A 15,143-nucleotide genomic window follows, 5' to 3' on the forward strand; every position below is an offset into this window, starting at 1 on the left:
CCCTGGAAGGAGCTGGCGTGCTTCTTGATGAGCACCTGTTCGCCTTCAATGGGGGCAATACGGTCGTCAATGGCCCACAACTCTTCGTTGTCCTGAGCGCAGAAGTCCACCGGGATCTTGTTGTGCCACAGGCCCATGTCGGTGTTGGGGTTGTTGCGATCGTTCACCTGATAGCAGGTGGTGACGTGCACAACGGGCAGGTTCTTGGCGCGGAACGCTTCCAGCAGACGCTGCATGCCTGGAATGATCTCGTCGTCAATCTTGTCGCAGGTAAAGGGGTTGCCGGGCCGGGTCCAGGCGTTGGCCAGATCCACGCTGATCAGCGCCGGCTTTTTGCCGAAACCGACACGGCGCTGAAAGCCGTTTTGCTGATACAGGGAGGTGGCTTCGTCGAAAGCCTGGTTGAGCATGGTCATCAGATCCTGGGACTCTTTGGACATGGTTTTTCTCCGTTTTTTGCTGATTAAAGGTCGAATTTCCCGGCCCGTTCAGTGCCGTTCCTTTCGTTGGCAAATACAGAGTACCCAGCCTGATAATTAACATCCAATTCACTTTTTTAAAGAATTAATAACCTGAATGGAATAATCCGGATAGTTCGTTGAATACGAAAAAAGCCGGCAACATGCCGGCTTTTTACTACCAATAACTACATATTCATCACATCAGCCAAACCCTGGCAGCCACAGCACCAGTCCCGGGAACAGGGTGTAGAGCCCCACCGCCCCCAGCAGGATCAGCCAGTAGGGCAAGGACGCCCAGGCCGCTTCCGTGAGGTTGACCTCGTTGCGGGTGATCGAGGTCAATACAAACAGGTTTAGCCCCACCGGCGGCGTGATCATGCCGATTTCCATCAGCAGGGTCACAATCACCCCGAACCAGATGGGATCGAACCCCAGACTCATCACCATGGGAAAGGTAATGGGCAGGGTCATCAGCAACAGGGAGATGCCGTCAAAGAAACAGCCGAGCACGATATACACCAGCACTATCATCAGCAGAATGCCGTAGGGGCCAAAGCCGATTTCCGAGATGGCCGCCACCGCCTCACGAGGCAGCGCCAGCATGCTCACCGCCTGGGACAATATGGCCGTGCCCAGCATGATAAAGGCGATGGCACTGAACATGACGGTGGAACGCTTGAACGCCTGCCACAGTTTGCCAAGGGTCAGATCCCCCCAGCTGAAACCCAGCACTATGCTGGCCATCACCCCGAGAGATGCCGCTTCCGTGGGGGTGGCAATGCCCAGATAAATGGTGCCCAGCACAAAAAAGATCAGAATGGGCAGCGGCCAGATCTGAGTCAGACCCCGGCGCACCTCGGCCCAGTCCATGGCCTCACGGCCTTCCGGCACTACCCGGCTGCCGATGCGCGAGCGAATGATGATCCAGGCAAAAAAGGCCGCGGAGATCATCAGCCCGGGCAGAATGCCCGCCAGAAACAGCTTGCCAATGGACACGTGCTGGGTGGCGCCATAGATGATCAGTGCCAGGCTGGGCGGGATCAGCAGGCCAAGGGTGCCCCCCGCCGCCAGGGTGCCCACCACCATGCTGGGAGAATAGCCCCGCCGCTTCAGCTCCGGATAGCCGATGGAGCCGATGGCCGCCGCCGTGGCCGAGCTGGAGCCGCTGACCGCACTGAACAGGGTGCAGACCGCAATGTTGGTGTGCAGCAGCTGGCCCGGAATACGCCGGAACAGCGGCGTCAGGCCATTGTAGACCCGGGTCGACACGCCGCTCGCCAGCAATATGTCACCGAGAAAGATAAACAGCGGCACCGCCGTCAGGGAAAACCCGGTCAGCAGGTTCCACACCGAGTTGATCGCCAGCGCCGTGGCACCGCCCCCCTGAAAGTGCAGCAAAATCATGCCTACCAGGCCCAGGGCAGCCCCCAGCAGGGCGCCGCTGCCGAGCAGCACCAGCAGCCCGGAACTCAGAATAAGCCAGCTCATTACGCCACCTCCACGGATTGCTCATTATCGGACTGCTCGCCCACTTCCGGGTGACGCAGACCATGGCGCAGCTGCACCAGAATGCACAGCACGAAGGACAACGGCATCAGTGCCATCCAGGGCCACAGCAGCAGACCACTGATATCGGATCGGGCTTCGATCTCCCGGGAAAACACCATGAAATCCCAGGATTCATAAATAACGATGGTGGAAAACAATATCAGCACCAGGCCGGCAAAGGTCTCGGACAGGCGCGCCGCTCTTGCAGACAGGGCACGGGTAATCAGGTCGATGCGAATATGACGGCCGCTGTTGAGCACATGGGGAATGGTGAGAAAGGTCAGGGAAAAAAACAATAAACCGGCGAGCTCATTGGAAAAATGCACCGGACTGCCAAAGAGGTAGCGCAGCAGGGTACTGGCGAACACGGTAATGGTCATCAGTATGCCGCCGCCGACCCCGGCGAGAAACAGGCCGTAACACAGCCTGTCGACAATTTTGGTTAACAGGGACATGGTGATTCACCCTCCTGGTGAGCCACGGCCGGGGCGCACGGGAAGGCCCCGGCGTGGTAATTACTGTTTGGCCAGCGCGCTGAGCTTGCCAGTCACTGTGTTGTAAATGGTTTCGCCATCCGGGCCGGCCCGCCTGGCAATGGTGTGCCAGGCCGACAGTGCCGCCTGCTGGAAGCTGGCCACATCCTGAGCCGAAAAGTCCTCCAGCATGGTGACCCCCAGCGCCTCACGCCTGGCCCGGGCGGTAGCTTCCCGCTCCGGGTCCACGGCGGCGTCACGGGTTTTCTGCCACAGTTTTTCACCGGCCTGCTGCAGCACTTGCTGCTGCTCCTCGCTCAGCTTCTTCCAGCTGCGCTCACTGATGCCAAACAGGGCCGGCACCGCCGCCCAAGGATGCAGATAGGCTTCGTAATCGGTGACCTCATGCAGGGAAACGGTTTCCGCCACGGTAGAGAGGTAATAGGCGCAGTCCACCACCCCGGTCTGCAACGCCATATACATGTCGTTCTGGGGAATGACCTGAGCGGAGATATCGAGTTTGCCAAAGGCGTCGACCAGCTGGGCCGACCAGACCCGCACCTTCTTGTCCTTGAGTCCGGCCAGGCTGTTGACCGGCTCCTTGCAGTGCAGGCCCACACTGAACACCGGCGAGACGATGCCGCCAATGGTCTTGATATTCCATTTGGCGTAACCCTGCTCGTAAATGTCGCGAATGGTAGGAAGAATGTCGAGATGTTGTTCGGGTTGGGTAATGGCGCCCTGGGCGTAGACGGCGGCCAGCTCGGGGGCGTCACGGGTGTAATACTCACCATAGAGCAGGGCCATATCCACCGAGCCCCGCTGCAATATGCGCAGCAGATCCGGCTCATGCAGCCCCAGCGAGGCGGCGTGGAACACATCCACTTTCAGATCACCGCCCGACAGCTGCTCCACGTCTTTGGCAAATTCATTGAGGTAACCGGCTTCCGGCCGGGATTCGGCATAGCCGCTGTGAAACTTGAGTACGGTAGGCGCGGCCTGCGCCATGGTGGAAAGAAAGGGCGTGACCGTCAGAGCGGCGGTCAGCGCCAGGGTAAGTTTGCTTGGTGTGAGCGCTTTCATCATATGTCCCTATAGTGGGGACCGGCTCCGGACAGCGGCCGGCGCCGGTCCTGACTTCAGCCATCAGTACATGGTTACTGACGTTCCAGCTTGTTCAGATAGTCCACACAGGTGTCGACGGTTTCCACATCGCCGAACTTGGCGTCGATATCAAACAGGTTCCAGGCCACGGCGCCGGGAATGCGGTCACCGATGCACTCCTTCACCGCGATGGGGCGGAAACCCTCGGCCATGGCGTCACAGATGGTGGTGCGCACACAGGCGGAGGCGGTCACGCCGGTCACCAGCACGGTGTCGACCCCGGCGGCGCGCAGGAAGCCGGCCAGATAGGTACCCTGGAAGGAGCTGGCGTGCTTCTTGATGAGCACCTGTTCGCCTTCAATGGGGGCAATACGGTCGTCAATGGCCCACAACTCTTCGTTGTCCTGAGCGCAGAAGTCCACCGGGATCTTGTTGTGCCACAGGCCCATGTCGGTGTTGGGGTTGTTGCGATCGTTCACCTGATAGCAGGTGGTGACGTGCACAACGGGCAGGTTCTTGGCGCGGAACGCTTCCAGCAGACGCTGCATGCCTGGAATGATCTCGTCGTCAATCTTGTCGCAGGTAAAGGGGTTGCCGGGCCGGGTCCAGGCGTTGGCCAGATCCACGCTGATCAGCGCCGGCTTTTTGCCGAAACCGACACGGCGCTGAAAGCCGTTTTGCTGATACAGGGAGGTGGCTTCGTCGAAAGCCTGGTTGAGCATGGTCATCAGATCCTGAGAGTCGTGGGACATGGTTATTCTCCTGATTTCACTGTAAAAATGGTTGAGCTCCGGCACCTTCTCCGGCGCTTTCCCCCTTGGGTGATTTCAAGTTAACAACCCTCACAATTAACATCCAATTCACTTTTTGCAGCGATTGATAACACAAACGCAACAATCCGAATTTCCGGCTTCAACAGGGGCCGAAGTGATCCCACACGGGTGGATCGCCGAAGTAGCCATCCATAAAGTCGACAAAGCTGCGGATCTTGCCCGGCAGCAGGGTGCGGTGGGCATAGACCGCATAGAGCGCCATGGGGGCCGGGGCATGCTCGGGCAGGATCACTTGCAGCCGGCCGTCGGCAATGGCGGGGCCGGTGATAAAGGTGGGCTGAATAATGATGCCGGAGCCCCGAATGGCGGCGTCCACCAGCACATCGCCGTTGTTGCAGCTGAGCGCACCGTCACCGGGCAGACCTGGATCCTGCTCCATATAGCTGTAGTGCAGGCAGCGATGCTGTTTAAGCTCCTCGGGGCTGGCTGGTGTGCCGTGACGTTTCAGGTAATCGGGAGCGGCGCAGATCACCAGGCGTATGGGCGCAATGCGCCGGGCGATGAGTGATGAGCTTTTGAGGTGGCCGATGCGCAGGGCCAGGTCAAAGCCTTCTTCCACAATATCCACCTTGCGGTCATTAAGCTGCAAATCGACGCTGACCTGCGGGTAAGAGCGCTGAAAATCACACAACAGCGGTGCCAGATGGCGGGTGGCAAAGGATACGGGGGCACTCACCCTGAGCCGCCCCTGAGGCTGATGGTGGGCGTCGCCCAGGCCCTGCTCCAGCTCGTCGATGTCGTTCAGCAACTGCCGGGCCCGCTCGGCGTAGCGCAAGCCCTCTTCGGTGGCATGCACCTTGCGGGTGGTACGGTTCAGCAGCCGGGTGCCCAGCCGTGCTTCCAGCCGGGCCACGTATTTGCTGACCAGCTGGGGTGATAATCCCAGCCGGTCGGCGGCCTGAGTAAAACTGCCTTCCGCCACCACGGTGACAAAGGCGCGCATAATATCAATTCGATCCACTGGACCTCCCTGAAGCATGATATTCACCAGAAATGTTTGCTGTGCCGGGTATCATCGTCGGCCAAAGCGCACTGCTTCTCCGGCACGCCGTAAACCCATCCATGGGGGCTCCGCTGCGCCTTCCATGGCGCAGAGGGCACGGCGAAGCAGACACCCTTTGACCTCCTCATCCAGGTACTGGGCTGACAGTCAGTCATCCAACAACCCAATTAACAACAATATGTTTATAATTAAACAATATGGCGCACGTTTAACCAATGAATTAATGAAAGTAAAGTGAGCGCATCATCACTTGGAGGAGACTTACCCATGACCCGCTTTACTCATTCCCTGCTTGAATCCCGTGCCGGCCTGGCGGCCCTGGCCCTGCGCGTGCCCACCGGCATCATTCTGGCCGCCCACGGCGCCCAGAAGCTGTTTGGCTGGTTTGGCGGATACGGCCTGGAAGGCACCGGCCAGTGGATGGCCAGCATTGGCCTGGCCCCCGGTTACCTGATGGCCCTGCTCGCCGGCAGCGCCGAGTTCTTTGGCGGCCTGGCCCTGCTGCTGGGACTGCTGACCCGGCCGGCGGCGGTAGTAACGGCTTTTACCATGCTGGTGGCCCTGTTCAGCGTGCATGCCGGCAACGGTCTGTTTATGGCCAACAACGGTTATGAATATGCCCTGACCCTGTTTGCGGTAAGCCTGGCCCTGGCCATTCAGGGTGGCGGCCGCCTGGCGCTGGACAACTGGCTGCTGGCACGGCTGGGGGCGGTGAAGCCAGCCGTTGCCTGAGAGCGTTAAGCACGGGTAGGTTGCCGATGAGCGCAGCGAATCGCAACATCAGGCCAACTGCGGCATGGCGGAATTCGCCAAGGCTCATTCGCACCCTACTCTGCAAACCACACTGCGGCCTGCCATTACCCTTCATATGCAGGCCTGGTATCGTCTGTCTCTGGACTCTCGCCTTCGCGGGTGTGACGGAAGCGCGGGCATGACCAAGGAGACACGGGCATGACGGCAAGAAGGCGTCATTTCGGAGCTTTTCATGAACTCATCCCTTGATATTGTGTTTATTTCCCATGGCGGCGGCCCCCTGCCGCTGCTGGGTGACCCGGGCCATGCCGATATGGTGGCCGGGCTTGGCAAACTGGCCGGGCAACTGCGCCGGCCCGAGGCCATTGTGCTGATAAGCGCCCACTGGGAAGAAGCCGAGCCCACCGTTACCGCCGGCACCACACCCGGGCTGATTTACGACTATTACGGCTTTCCCCCTGAGTCCTATGCCATCGAATATCCCTGCCCCGGCGAACCCGCTCTGGCTAAGCAGATTCAGCAGGCGCTGCAGAACGCCGGCCTGCCCTGCCGGCAGGACGCCCGGCGGGGCTTTGATCACGGCATGTTTGTGCCCCTGAAGATCATGTATCCCGGGGCCGGCATTCCCTGTGTGCAACTGTCCCTGGCCGGCCACCTCGACGCCGGCTTTCACCTGGCCATGGGCGAGGCCCTGCGCGCCCTGGAAGGTCAGCGCCTGCTGGTGATTGGCTCCGGCTTTTCGTTTCACAATATGCGTGAGTTTTTCACAAGCTCCCCCGAGGCCAACGACAAAAACCACGCCTTTGAACGCTGGCTGACACAAACCTGCTGCGATGCCAGCTTAAGCGAAGCCGAGCGCCGGCACCGCCTGCAACACTGGGAGCAGGCGCCTCATGCCCGTTTCTGTCACCCGCGGGAAGAACACCTGCTGCCCCTGCAGGTGTGTGCCGGCCTCGCCGGCCGGGCCTGCGATCAGCACCAGTCCGTCAATATACTGGGCAAGGAATCGGGCTTTTTCTGCTGGCAGGGCAACACCGCCGAGTGACGATTGTGCCGCCGGGCGCACAGCGCGATTTCATGTTCGGTGCCATTATGGTGAGCATAAATACACCACGGGAGAACACCATGGCAGGAGGATGGTCACGGGACGGCGCCGTGCAGGATCAGATAGACGCCAGTGTGGAAGACGCGGTGCAGGATGCCCGCCGCCGGCTGGGCGCCGGCGACAGCCTGAGCCACTGCGAGGAATGCGATGCCCCCATACCCGAGGCCCGCCGCAAGGCGGTGCCCGGGGTAAGGCTGTGCATTGAGTGCCAGGGCAAGGAAGAAAAACAGCGCAGCAACAGCGGCATTAACCGCCGCGCCAGTAAAGACAGTCAGCTGAGGTAGCCGGCGCGGCGGTTATCTCAGGGCTCAAGCAGGCTGGCTTTTCGCAGGCAATCGGCAATGGCATCCAGCGCCTGAGGGTTGGCCAGGGCATCGCGGTTGTCGCTTCGGCCCCCGCCATTGAGCAGCCGGGCCACCGCCAGCTCCACCTTTTTGCCGCTGCGGGTGTAGGGAATTTCCGGCACCTGCACTATATGGCGGGGCATGTGCCGGGGGCTGGCGCCGGTGCGAATGCGCTGGCGCAGCCGCTTGCACTGATCCTCGCTCAGGCGCTCATCCGCCACCACCAGCAACACCACTTCCACGTCGCCGTCTGTCTGCCGGCCCACCACCAGACTGTCCTTGATATTGGGGTCCAGCTCCACCTGGCGGTAGATCTCCGCGGTACCGATGCGCACGCCCCCCGGGTTGAGGGTGGCGTCGGAACGGCCATAGATGATGGCGCCGCCGTGCCCGGTAAAGGCCACATAGTCACCGTGGGCCCAGATCCCGGGAAAGGTATCGAAATAGGCGTCATGGTAGCGCTTATTGTCGCCATCCTGCCAGAAACCCACAGGCATGCACGGCAGCGGCTGGCGGCATACCAGCTCGCCCCGGCCGGTGGTTTCCCGGCCCTGCTCATCCATGGCCACCGCGTCCACCCCCAGCAAGCGGCACTGAATTTCGCCCCGACGCACCGGCAGCAGCGGGCAGCAGCCCACAAAGCAGCCGCAAATGTCGGTGCCGCCGGCAATGGAGCCCAGCAGCACTTGCTTTGGCAGGGTGCCATAGACCCAGTCGTAGTCTTCCGGCAGCAGCGGCGAGCCAGTGGAAAACACCACCCGCAGCGCCGTTAAATCAAAACGCTGCCCCGGTTGTAGGCCGGTTTTGCGGCACTCGGCCAGAAACCGCGCACTGGTGCCGAAATGGGTCACCTTTTCCTGCTCCGCCAGCGCCCACAGCCGGTTGAGATCCGGCTGCGCCACGGCGCCGTCCACGGTGATCAGGGTCACTCCGGCCAGCAGCGCCGAGGCCTGCCAGTTCCACATCATCCAGCCGCAGGTGGTGTAATACATCAGCCGGTCACCCGTCCCCAGATCGCCGTGCAGCACCAGCTCCTTGGCGTGATTGACCAGGGTGCCAGCGGCGCCGTGCACAATGCACTTGGGCTTGCCCGTGGTGCCGGAGGAAAACAGTATGTATACCGGATGATCGGCGGGCAGCGGCGTAAAGGAAGGCGCCTGGCCCCGGCCCTCGGCCAGGGCCCGGGACCAGCAGGTCACGGCCGGCCCGCTCTGCTCTCCCAGCCCCGGCAGCACGGGCACGCTCAGCACCGCGCGCAGCCCCGGCAGCCCCTGCACCACCCTGGCAAATTCCTCGCGCCGGTCGTAGTCCCGGCCGCCGTAACGGTAACCATTGACCAGCACCAGCACGCTCGGGCTTATCTGGCCAAAGCGGTCGATGATGGCCTCGGCACCAAAGTCCGGCGACGCCGAGCTCCACACCGCGCCCATGCTGGTGGCCGCCAGCATGGCCACCAGCGCCTCGTAACCGTGGGTGACCACGCCCGCCACCCGGTCGCCACTCTGCACACCCTGCGCCCGCAGCCAGGCCTCCAGCGCGCCCACGTCCCGGTACAGCCGGGCAAAACTGTAACGGGCAGGAGCACCGCTCTCGCCATGGCATACCACGGCATCGTGGTCGGCCAGGGGGCCGGTGCCGTGGCGCAGCAGATTGGCGGCAAAGTTCATGCGCATGCCGGGAAACCACTCGGCCCCCGGCATGTCGCGCCGGCCCAGCACCCGACTGGCCGGGGTGTGGCAGTGCAGGCCGCAGAAGTCCCATACCGACTGCCAGAATGCCTCGGGCTCGCGCACCGACCAGGCATGCAGGGCGTCATAGCCGGCAAAACCACCCAGTCCCCGGCTTTCCAGCCAGTTGATATAGCGCGCCATGTGGCTGTGCTCCCGCAGCGCCGGCGTGGGCGTCCATAGCACTTCATTGTTCGTCATCATGACCTCCTATTGCATGTGCCAGCCGTGGCTGACCACCACCGACTGACCGGTGAGCGCCGCCGACGGAAACGCCGCCAGGTGTACCGCCAGCTCGGACACGTCCTCCAGGGTGGTAAACTCGCCGTCCACCGTGTGTTTAAGCATGACGTTCTGCACCACTTCCTGTTCACTCAGGCCCAGCTCCCGCGCCTGCTCGGGTATTTGTTTCTCCACCAGGGGGGTGCGAACAAAGCCCGGGCAGATGATGTTGCTGCGCACGCCCCTGGCCGCCCCTTCCCGGGCCACGGTGCGGCACAGCCCCAGCATGCCGTGCTTGGCCGCCACGTAGGGCGCCTTCAGCGGCGACGCCTCCAGCGAGTGCACCGAGCCCATGTAGAGCATGACACCGCCGCCGTGTTCATACATGGCCGCCAGCGCGGCGCGGGTCAGCAGAAAGGCGCCGTCGAGGTGCACGTTCATGACCCGGCGCCAGTCGGCGTAGTCCAGCTTGTGCACCGGCTCAATATGCTGAATGCCGGCGTTGGCCAGGGCGATATCGAGCCGGCCCCAGTGCTGCACCACCCGCTGCACGCCGGCGTTCACCGCCTGTTCATCGGTCACGTCCATCTGCAGGGCAATGGCTTCGCCGCCCTCGGCGACGATGCCCAGCACCGTCTGCTCGGCCCCGGCCAGGCTTAAATCCGCCACCGCCACGCGGGCACCTTCCCGGGCGTAGTGCCGGGCAATGGCCCGGCCAATGCCCTGGCCGGCGCCGGTGATCAACGCCACCTTGTGTTCAAGACGCATAACTGTCTCTCCTTGTGAAAGTCGGATTACTGGCCGCCATAGACATGGGCGGGCAACCAGGTCGCCAGGGGTTCAAATGCAAACACCAGTCCCAGACCCAGCAACTGCAGGCAGATAAAGGGCGCCACCCCCCGGTAAATGTCCTTGGTGGTGATCTCAGGCGGGCACACGCCCTTGATGTAAAACAGGGCAAAACCCACCGGCGGCGTGAGAAAGGAGGTTTGCAGACACAGGGCAAACAGCACCGCGAACCACACCGGCTCCACCCCGAGGGAAAACACCACGGGGGCCACCAGCGGCAGAATGATCAGGGTGATCTCCACCCAGTCGAGAAAGAACCCCAGCAGAAAGGTAATAAACAAAATGGTGAGCATGACACCCGTGGTGCCAAAGGGCAGACCGGTAATGGCCTGACGGATCACGTCGTCGCCACCCAGGCCCCGCAATACGGCGGCAAACACGGTGGCGCCGATAAAGATACCGAAGATAAAGGCGGTGGTGCGACTGGTCTGGTAGAGGGAATCACGCAGCACTTGCCAGTCAAGCCGGCGGCTGCACAGCGCCATCAGCAGCGCCCCCACCGCGCCCACCGCCGAGGCCTCGGTGGTGGTGGCAATGCCGTGAAAGATGGAGCCCAGTACGGCGCCGATCAGCACCAGCGGCGGCAACACCGCCAGGGCCACCTCGCCCCAGGCCCGGGCGTCCATGGCCTGCTTGTGCTCGGGGGCCGGCGCCGCGTCCTTTTTCCACCAGGCCAGCAGCACGATATAGAGCACATACATGGCCCCCAGCATCAGTCCGGGTACCAGGGCGCCCATAAACAACTTGCCCACCGAGGCCGAGGGCGTGCCCAGCCGGTCGGCCATCAACACCAGCATGATGCTGGGGGGCACCAGAATGCCCAGGGTGCCCACCGAGCAGGCAGTGCCCACCGCCAGGCTGCGGTTGTAATTGGCCTGCAGCATGGGACCGATGGACAGCATGCCCAGCAGCACCACGGATGCCCCCACAATGCCGGTGGACGCCGCCAGCAGCATGCCCACGATCACCACGGTGAGCGCATAGCCGCCCCGCAGCGGCCCCAGCGCCCGCACCAGGCTGTGCATCAGCCGTTCGGCAATGCCGGAGCGATCCAGCATAATGCCCATGAAAATAAACAGCGGCAGCGCCACCATCAGCTCGTTGGCGACAATGCCGAACAGGCGGGCGTCCAGCACCCCGATAGTGCCGTTCCAGGTAAACCAGAGATTGGCGTCAAACTGCTCCACCATCACATGGCCGGCCAGGGCAAACAACAGTCCGGTGCCGGCCAGCACCCAGGCCACGGGAAAGCCCAGCAGCAACAGCCCCATAAAGGTGGCAAACATGGCCACCACCATCAGTGTTTCCAGCTCCATGGTTATTTCTCCGTGTTGGCCAGCCAGGCGCCGGATTTGGCCCGAGGGGGATCCCCCAGGCGGCGGGGAAATGCAAACAACAGGGTGGCGCAGCGCAGGGCGCGGGAAAACAGCGCCAGGGCCACCAGCATCAGCCCAAGGGGCAGCACGCTCTTGAAAATAAAACGATAGGGCAAGCCGCTGGGGGCCTGGGAGCGCTCGCTATAGACCCAGGCCTTCCAGGCGTAGGGAATAAGGGTATCCACCATCAACGCCATGATCGGCAGCGCCAGCAGCAGGATGCCCGCCAGCTCGATGCAGGCCTGGGTGGGCAGGGAAAACCGCTCCCGCAGCACATCCACCCGCACATGATCGTCTTCCACCACCGCATATCCCAGGGAGAGCATGGTGGCGATGCCAAACAGGTGCCAGGACAGCTCTTCAAGGGCGATGGAGCCCGCCGACAGCACAAAGCGGCTGAACACATTGGTGAGCACCACCACCAGCACCGCCAGCCACAGCCAGGCACTGAGCCGGCCGGTGCCCGCTACCAGGGCGTCCAGCCGGACCGACAGCCGGTTATGGGGCAACACTTGGGTTGAGTCGTTTGGTTTTGACATGGCGACCTCGTCAGTTCAATCAATAAAAGGCGGACACGACCGTGCCCGCCCCGGCGTGATTAGTTGTACTGATAGAAGTCGCGGGGCAGGTAGCCCTTGCCGTGCCAGATGGCATGGTGCTTCATAAACTCGCGCTGGCTGGTCAGCACCCGCTTGAACATCTCGTCTTCGGCGGCGATGTCGTCCATCACCCGGTTGGTGACCTTTTCCAGCTCACGCAGCACCGGCTCGGGCAGCACCTGGGCGGTGACCCCTTCCTTTTCATAGTCCCTGAGCGCCGTGGGCTGGGCCCATTCGCTCTGGGCAAAGCCCTTGAGGGTGGCGGACTCACAGCCCATTTCCACCAGGGCGCGGGTTTCGGGCTCAAGCTTGTTCCACACGTCCTTGTTCACCAGCAGGTGAGAGGTGGTCAGGGTCTGGTGCCAGCCGGGCATGATGTAGTTTTTCACGATCTGATCCAGCCCCAGCATCTTGTCGATGGCGGGCTGGGAAAACTCGGTGGCGTCTATGGTGTTGCGCTCCAGCGACTGAAAGATCTCGGCGCCGGGCACCATGGTCACCGAAGAGCCCAGCTCTTCAAGCACCTTGCCGCCGATGCCGGCAAAGCGAATGCGCAGGCCCTGAAAATCGTCCAGGCTGGAAATCTGCTGCTTGAACCAGCCCGCCCCTTCCGGACCGATAATGCTGCACAGCATGGGGTGGATATTGCGCTCGGCGTAAATCTCTTCCAGCAGCGCCTTGCCGTCGCCCTCGTAATACCAGGCCAGGTAGGCGGGCGGCTCCATATTGAAGGGGGCGCCGGAATAGAGTGGCAGGGCCGGAATGGTGCCCTGATCGTAACCCACCCAGGTGTAGCCGGCCGGATACTTGCCCGAGCCCACCGCGTCCATGATTTCAAAGGGCGGTACCAGCTCGCCGGGCTCGTAATAGCGCAGTTGCACATCGCCGCCGGAAATGGCCGCCAGCGACTCGGACAGGTGCTTGACCGGGGTGGTCAGACCCACCAGGTGGGACGGAAAGGCCAGCGGCACTTGCCAGCGCACCTTTTCCGCCATGGCGGGGGTAGCGGCCAGGCCGGCGCAGAACAGGGCGGCCATACTCAGTGCAGATACTTTGCGGTTTATCGACATGGGTTCATCCTTCTGTTTGGTTACGTCCCTGGTAACGGTGCTCACCGGCCCCGCACCAACTGCTCGCCGTTATCAATACAGAAACCATGCCAAACCTGTTAACAATATGTTAATCAAGGGCTTACACAAAGGCTGCGGAGACCATCGTCCGGCTTTCAGGACGGTTATCGTATGGGTCTTTAAAAAGGTGTAGCAAAAACCGGACAGACGTCCGGTTTTCAGGAATGGCGGGCGAGCTTGTCGTAAAAAACCGAGCGGGAAATGCCCAGCAGGCGGGCGGCCTGAGTGCGGTTGCCACCGGCCTGCTCAAGAGCGGCGTGAATGGCCTCAGCCTCAGCGCGGGCCAGCACCTCGGCCAGGGGGCGCACACCGGGAGTGGCGGATGGCTCCGGCAATACCGGCTCGCCGGCCGGCTCAGGCCCGGCCAGCGGCAATACCCGGTCAATCAGCCCGGCGTCGAGCAGCTCGGCTTCTTCGCTCATGGTCCAGGCCCGCTCCAGCACATTGCGCAGCTCGCGAATATTGCCCGGCCAGTGATACCGGCCGAGGGCGGCAATGCCGGCATCGGTGATCTCCACCCGGCTTCCGCCAGCGCAGATCTCCTCCAGCAGCACCTCGCACAATATGCCCAGGTCTCCCAGCCGCTGGCGCAACGGCGGTATGGCGATCTCCAGCACATTGAGCCGGTAATAGAGATCGGAGCGAAAACTGCCGTCGGCCACCATGGCACCCAGATCCCGGCTGGTGGCCGCCATGACCCGCACGTTCACCGGCACCACCCGATTGGAGCCCAGGGGCTCGACTTCCTGCTCCTGCAGCACCCGCAGCAGCTTGGCCTGCAGTGCCAGGGGCATGTCGCCCACCTCGTCCAGAAACAGGGTGCCGCCGTTGGCAAGCTGAAATTTGCCCTCACGGCTGCGCTTGTCGGCACCGGTATAGGCACCGGGGGCCACGCCGAAAAACTCGGCTTCCAGCAGGCTGTCGGGAATAGCCGCCAGGTTCACTCCCACAAAGGGTCCCTCGGCCCGGGAAGACAGAGCATGAATGGACTGGGCCAGCACTTCCTTGCCGGTACCGGTTTCTCCCAGCAGCAGCACCGGCATGTCCCGCCCTGCCGCCAGCCGGGCCCGGCGCTTGACCTCCAGCGCCGCCGGGGTGGCGCCGGCAAAATCGCCGAGCTGATAGCGAGTGCGCCGTCCGTGGCTGGCCAGGGCGCGTTTGGCGGCCTGCAGATCCTGATGCAGGCGGCGGTATTTGCTGACCAGGGGCGTGAGCGGCTGCAGATCGTCATACAGCACAAAGGCCACGGCACCACTCACTCGCCCCAGCTCGTCAAACAGCGGCAGCCGGGTCACCACCAGCTGCTGGGTGTGGTATTCCATGATATCGACCAGCAGCGGCTGGCCGCTTTCCACCACTTCCGGCATACGGCTGTGGGGAATCACCGAGCGCACCGGCCGGCCGATCACCGAATGGGGGTCTGCCAGCCCCAGCAGTCGCGCGTAACGGGCGTTGATCCAGCTGATGCGGCTGTGCCGGTCCACCGCAATGGCGCCGGCACTGGCCTGCTCAAACATGGGAAACAACACTTCTATCAGCTCGCGGGTCAGGCCACTGCCTGACCGTGCATTAAACGGCATGGACACAAGACGCACTCCCTGGCGAAGGTAGGCTTC

15 protein-coding genes are annotated in these 15,143 nt (G+C 62.4%); 3 read left to right on the forward strand and 12 right to left on the reverse strand.

Annotation, left to right across the window (positions count from 1 at the left end):
- The 6 genes from DA373_RS00645 to DA373_RS00670 all read right to left on the reverse strand — a co-directional run.
- On the reverse strand, positions 1–440 hold a 440-nt coding region (locus tag DA373_RS00645; protein WP_114692577.1), incomplete at its 3' end, for an isochorismatase family protein.
- A 222-nt stretch (positions 441–662) separates the two neighbouring features.
- The gene (locus tag DA373_RS00650; RefSeq protein WP_107850429.1) at positions 663–1,949 is read right to left on the reverse strand and encodes a TRAP transporter large permease; all 1,287 of its coding nucleotides are present in this window, start codon (positions 1,947–1,949) and stop codon (positions 663–665) included.
- Complete coding sequence (locus DA373_RS00655; RefSeq protein WP_107850430.1) at positions 1,949–2,464, reverse strand: TRAP transporter small permease; 516 nt, start codon at positions 2,462–2,464, stop codon at positions 1,949–1,951. The genes DA373_RS00650 and DA373_RS00655 overlap by 1 nt, the downstream gene beginning before the upstream one ends.
- A 60-nt stretch (positions 2,465–2,524) precedes the next feature.
- Complete coding sequence (gene dctP / locus DA373_RS00660; protein ID WP_107850610.1) at positions 2,525–3,565, reverse strand: TRAP transporter substrate-binding protein DctP; 1,041 nt, start codon at positions 3,563–3,565, stop codon at positions 2,525–2,527.
- Positions 3,566–3,639: 74 nt separating this feature from the next.
- A complete protein-coding gene (locus DA373_RS00665; protein ID WP_107850431.1) occupies positions 3,640–4,338 on the reverse strand; it encodes an isochorismatase family protein in 699 nt (232 codons plus the stop codon).
- Between the two features lie 160 nt (positions 4,339–4,498).
- Positions 4,499–5,380, reverse strand: a complete 882-nt coding sequence (locus DA373_RS00670; RefSeq protein ID WP_107850432.1) for a LysR family transcriptional regulator — start codon at positions 5,378–5,380, stop codon at positions 4,499–4,501.
- A 309-nt stretch (positions 5,381–5,689) separates the two neighbouring features.
- Here DA373_RS00670 and DA373_RS00675 point away from each other — a divergent pair, with 309 nt between their 5' ends.
- The 3 genes from DA373_RS00675 to DA373_RS00685 all read left to right on the forward strand — a co-directional run bounded on the left by DA373_RS00675 (position 5,690) and on the right by DA373_RS00685 (position 7,564).
- A complete protein-coding gene (locus DA373_RS00675; RefSeq protein ID WP_107850433.1) occupies positions 5,690–6,154 on the forward strand; it encodes a DoxX family protein in 465 nt (154 codons plus the stop codon).
- Between the two features lie 253 nt (positions 6,155–6,407).
- Complete coding sequence (locus tag DA373_RS00680) at positions 6,408–7,220, forward strand: DODA-type extradiol aromatic ring-opening family dioxygenase (protein ID WP_107850434.1); 813 nt, start codon at positions 6,408–6,410, stop codon at positions 7,218–7,220.
- A gap of 80 nt (positions 7,221–7,300) precedes the next feature.
- On the forward strand, positions 7,301–7,564 hold the full coding sequence (locus tag DA373_RS00685; RefSeq protein WP_107850611.1) for a DksA/TraR family C4-type zinc finger protein: 264 nt from the start codon (positions 7,301–7,303) through the stop codon (positions 7,562–7,564).
- 17 nt (positions 7,565–7,581) lie between these two features.
- Here DA373_RS00685 and DA373_RS00690 read toward each other — a convergent pair whose 3' ends face one another.
- From DA373_RS00690 to DA373_RS00715, 6 genes are all read right to left on the reverse strand, one after another.
- Entirely contained in the window at positions 7,582–9,555 is a 1,974-nt protein-coding gene (locus DA373_RS00690) for an acetoacetate--CoA ligase (protein WP_232821157.1), read from the reverse strand.
- Positions 9,556–9,561: 6 nt separating this feature from the next.
- Positions 9,562–10,341 (reverse strand): 3-hydroxybutyrate dehydrogenase, encoded by a 780-nt coding sequence (locus tag DA373_RS00695; RefSeq protein WP_107850436.1) that lies wholly within the window; start codon positions 10,339–10,341, stop codon positions 9,562–9,564.
- Positions 10,342–10,367: 26 nt separating this feature from the next.
- Entirely contained in the window at positions 10,368–11,738 is a 1,371-nt protein-coding gene (locus DA373_RS00700; RefSeq protein ID WP_107850437.1) for a TRAP transporter large permease, read from the reverse strand.
- A 2-nt stretch (positions 11,739–11,740) separates the two neighbouring features.
- Entirely contained in the window at positions 11,741–12,337 is a 597-nt protein-coding gene (locus tag DA373_RS00705; RefSeq protein WP_107850438.1) for a TRAP transporter small permease subunit, read from the reverse strand.
- A gap of 59 nt (positions 12,338–12,396) precedes the next feature.
- Positions 12,397–13,467 (reverse strand): TRAP transporter substrate-binding protein, encoded by a 1,071-nt coding sequence (locus tag DA373_RS00710; RefSeq protein WP_107850439.1) that lies wholly within the window; start codon positions 13,465–13,467, stop codon positions 12,397–12,399.
- A gap of 218 nt (positions 13,468–13,685) precedes the next feature.
- Positions 13,686–15,107: a sigma-54 interaction domain-containing protein gene (locus tag DA373_RS00715; RefSeq protein WP_198650192.1), complete on the reverse strand. Its 1,422-nt coding sequence runs from the start codon at positions 15,105–15,107 to the stop codon at positions 13,686–13,688.
- Positions 15,108–15,143 lie beyond the last annotated feature (36 nt).

Source organism: Oceanimonas marisflavi, from assembly GCF_003049725.1.
GTDB lineage: Bacteria > Pseudomonadota > Gammaproteobacteria > Enterobacterales > Aeromonadaceae > Oceanimonas > Oceanimonas marisflavi.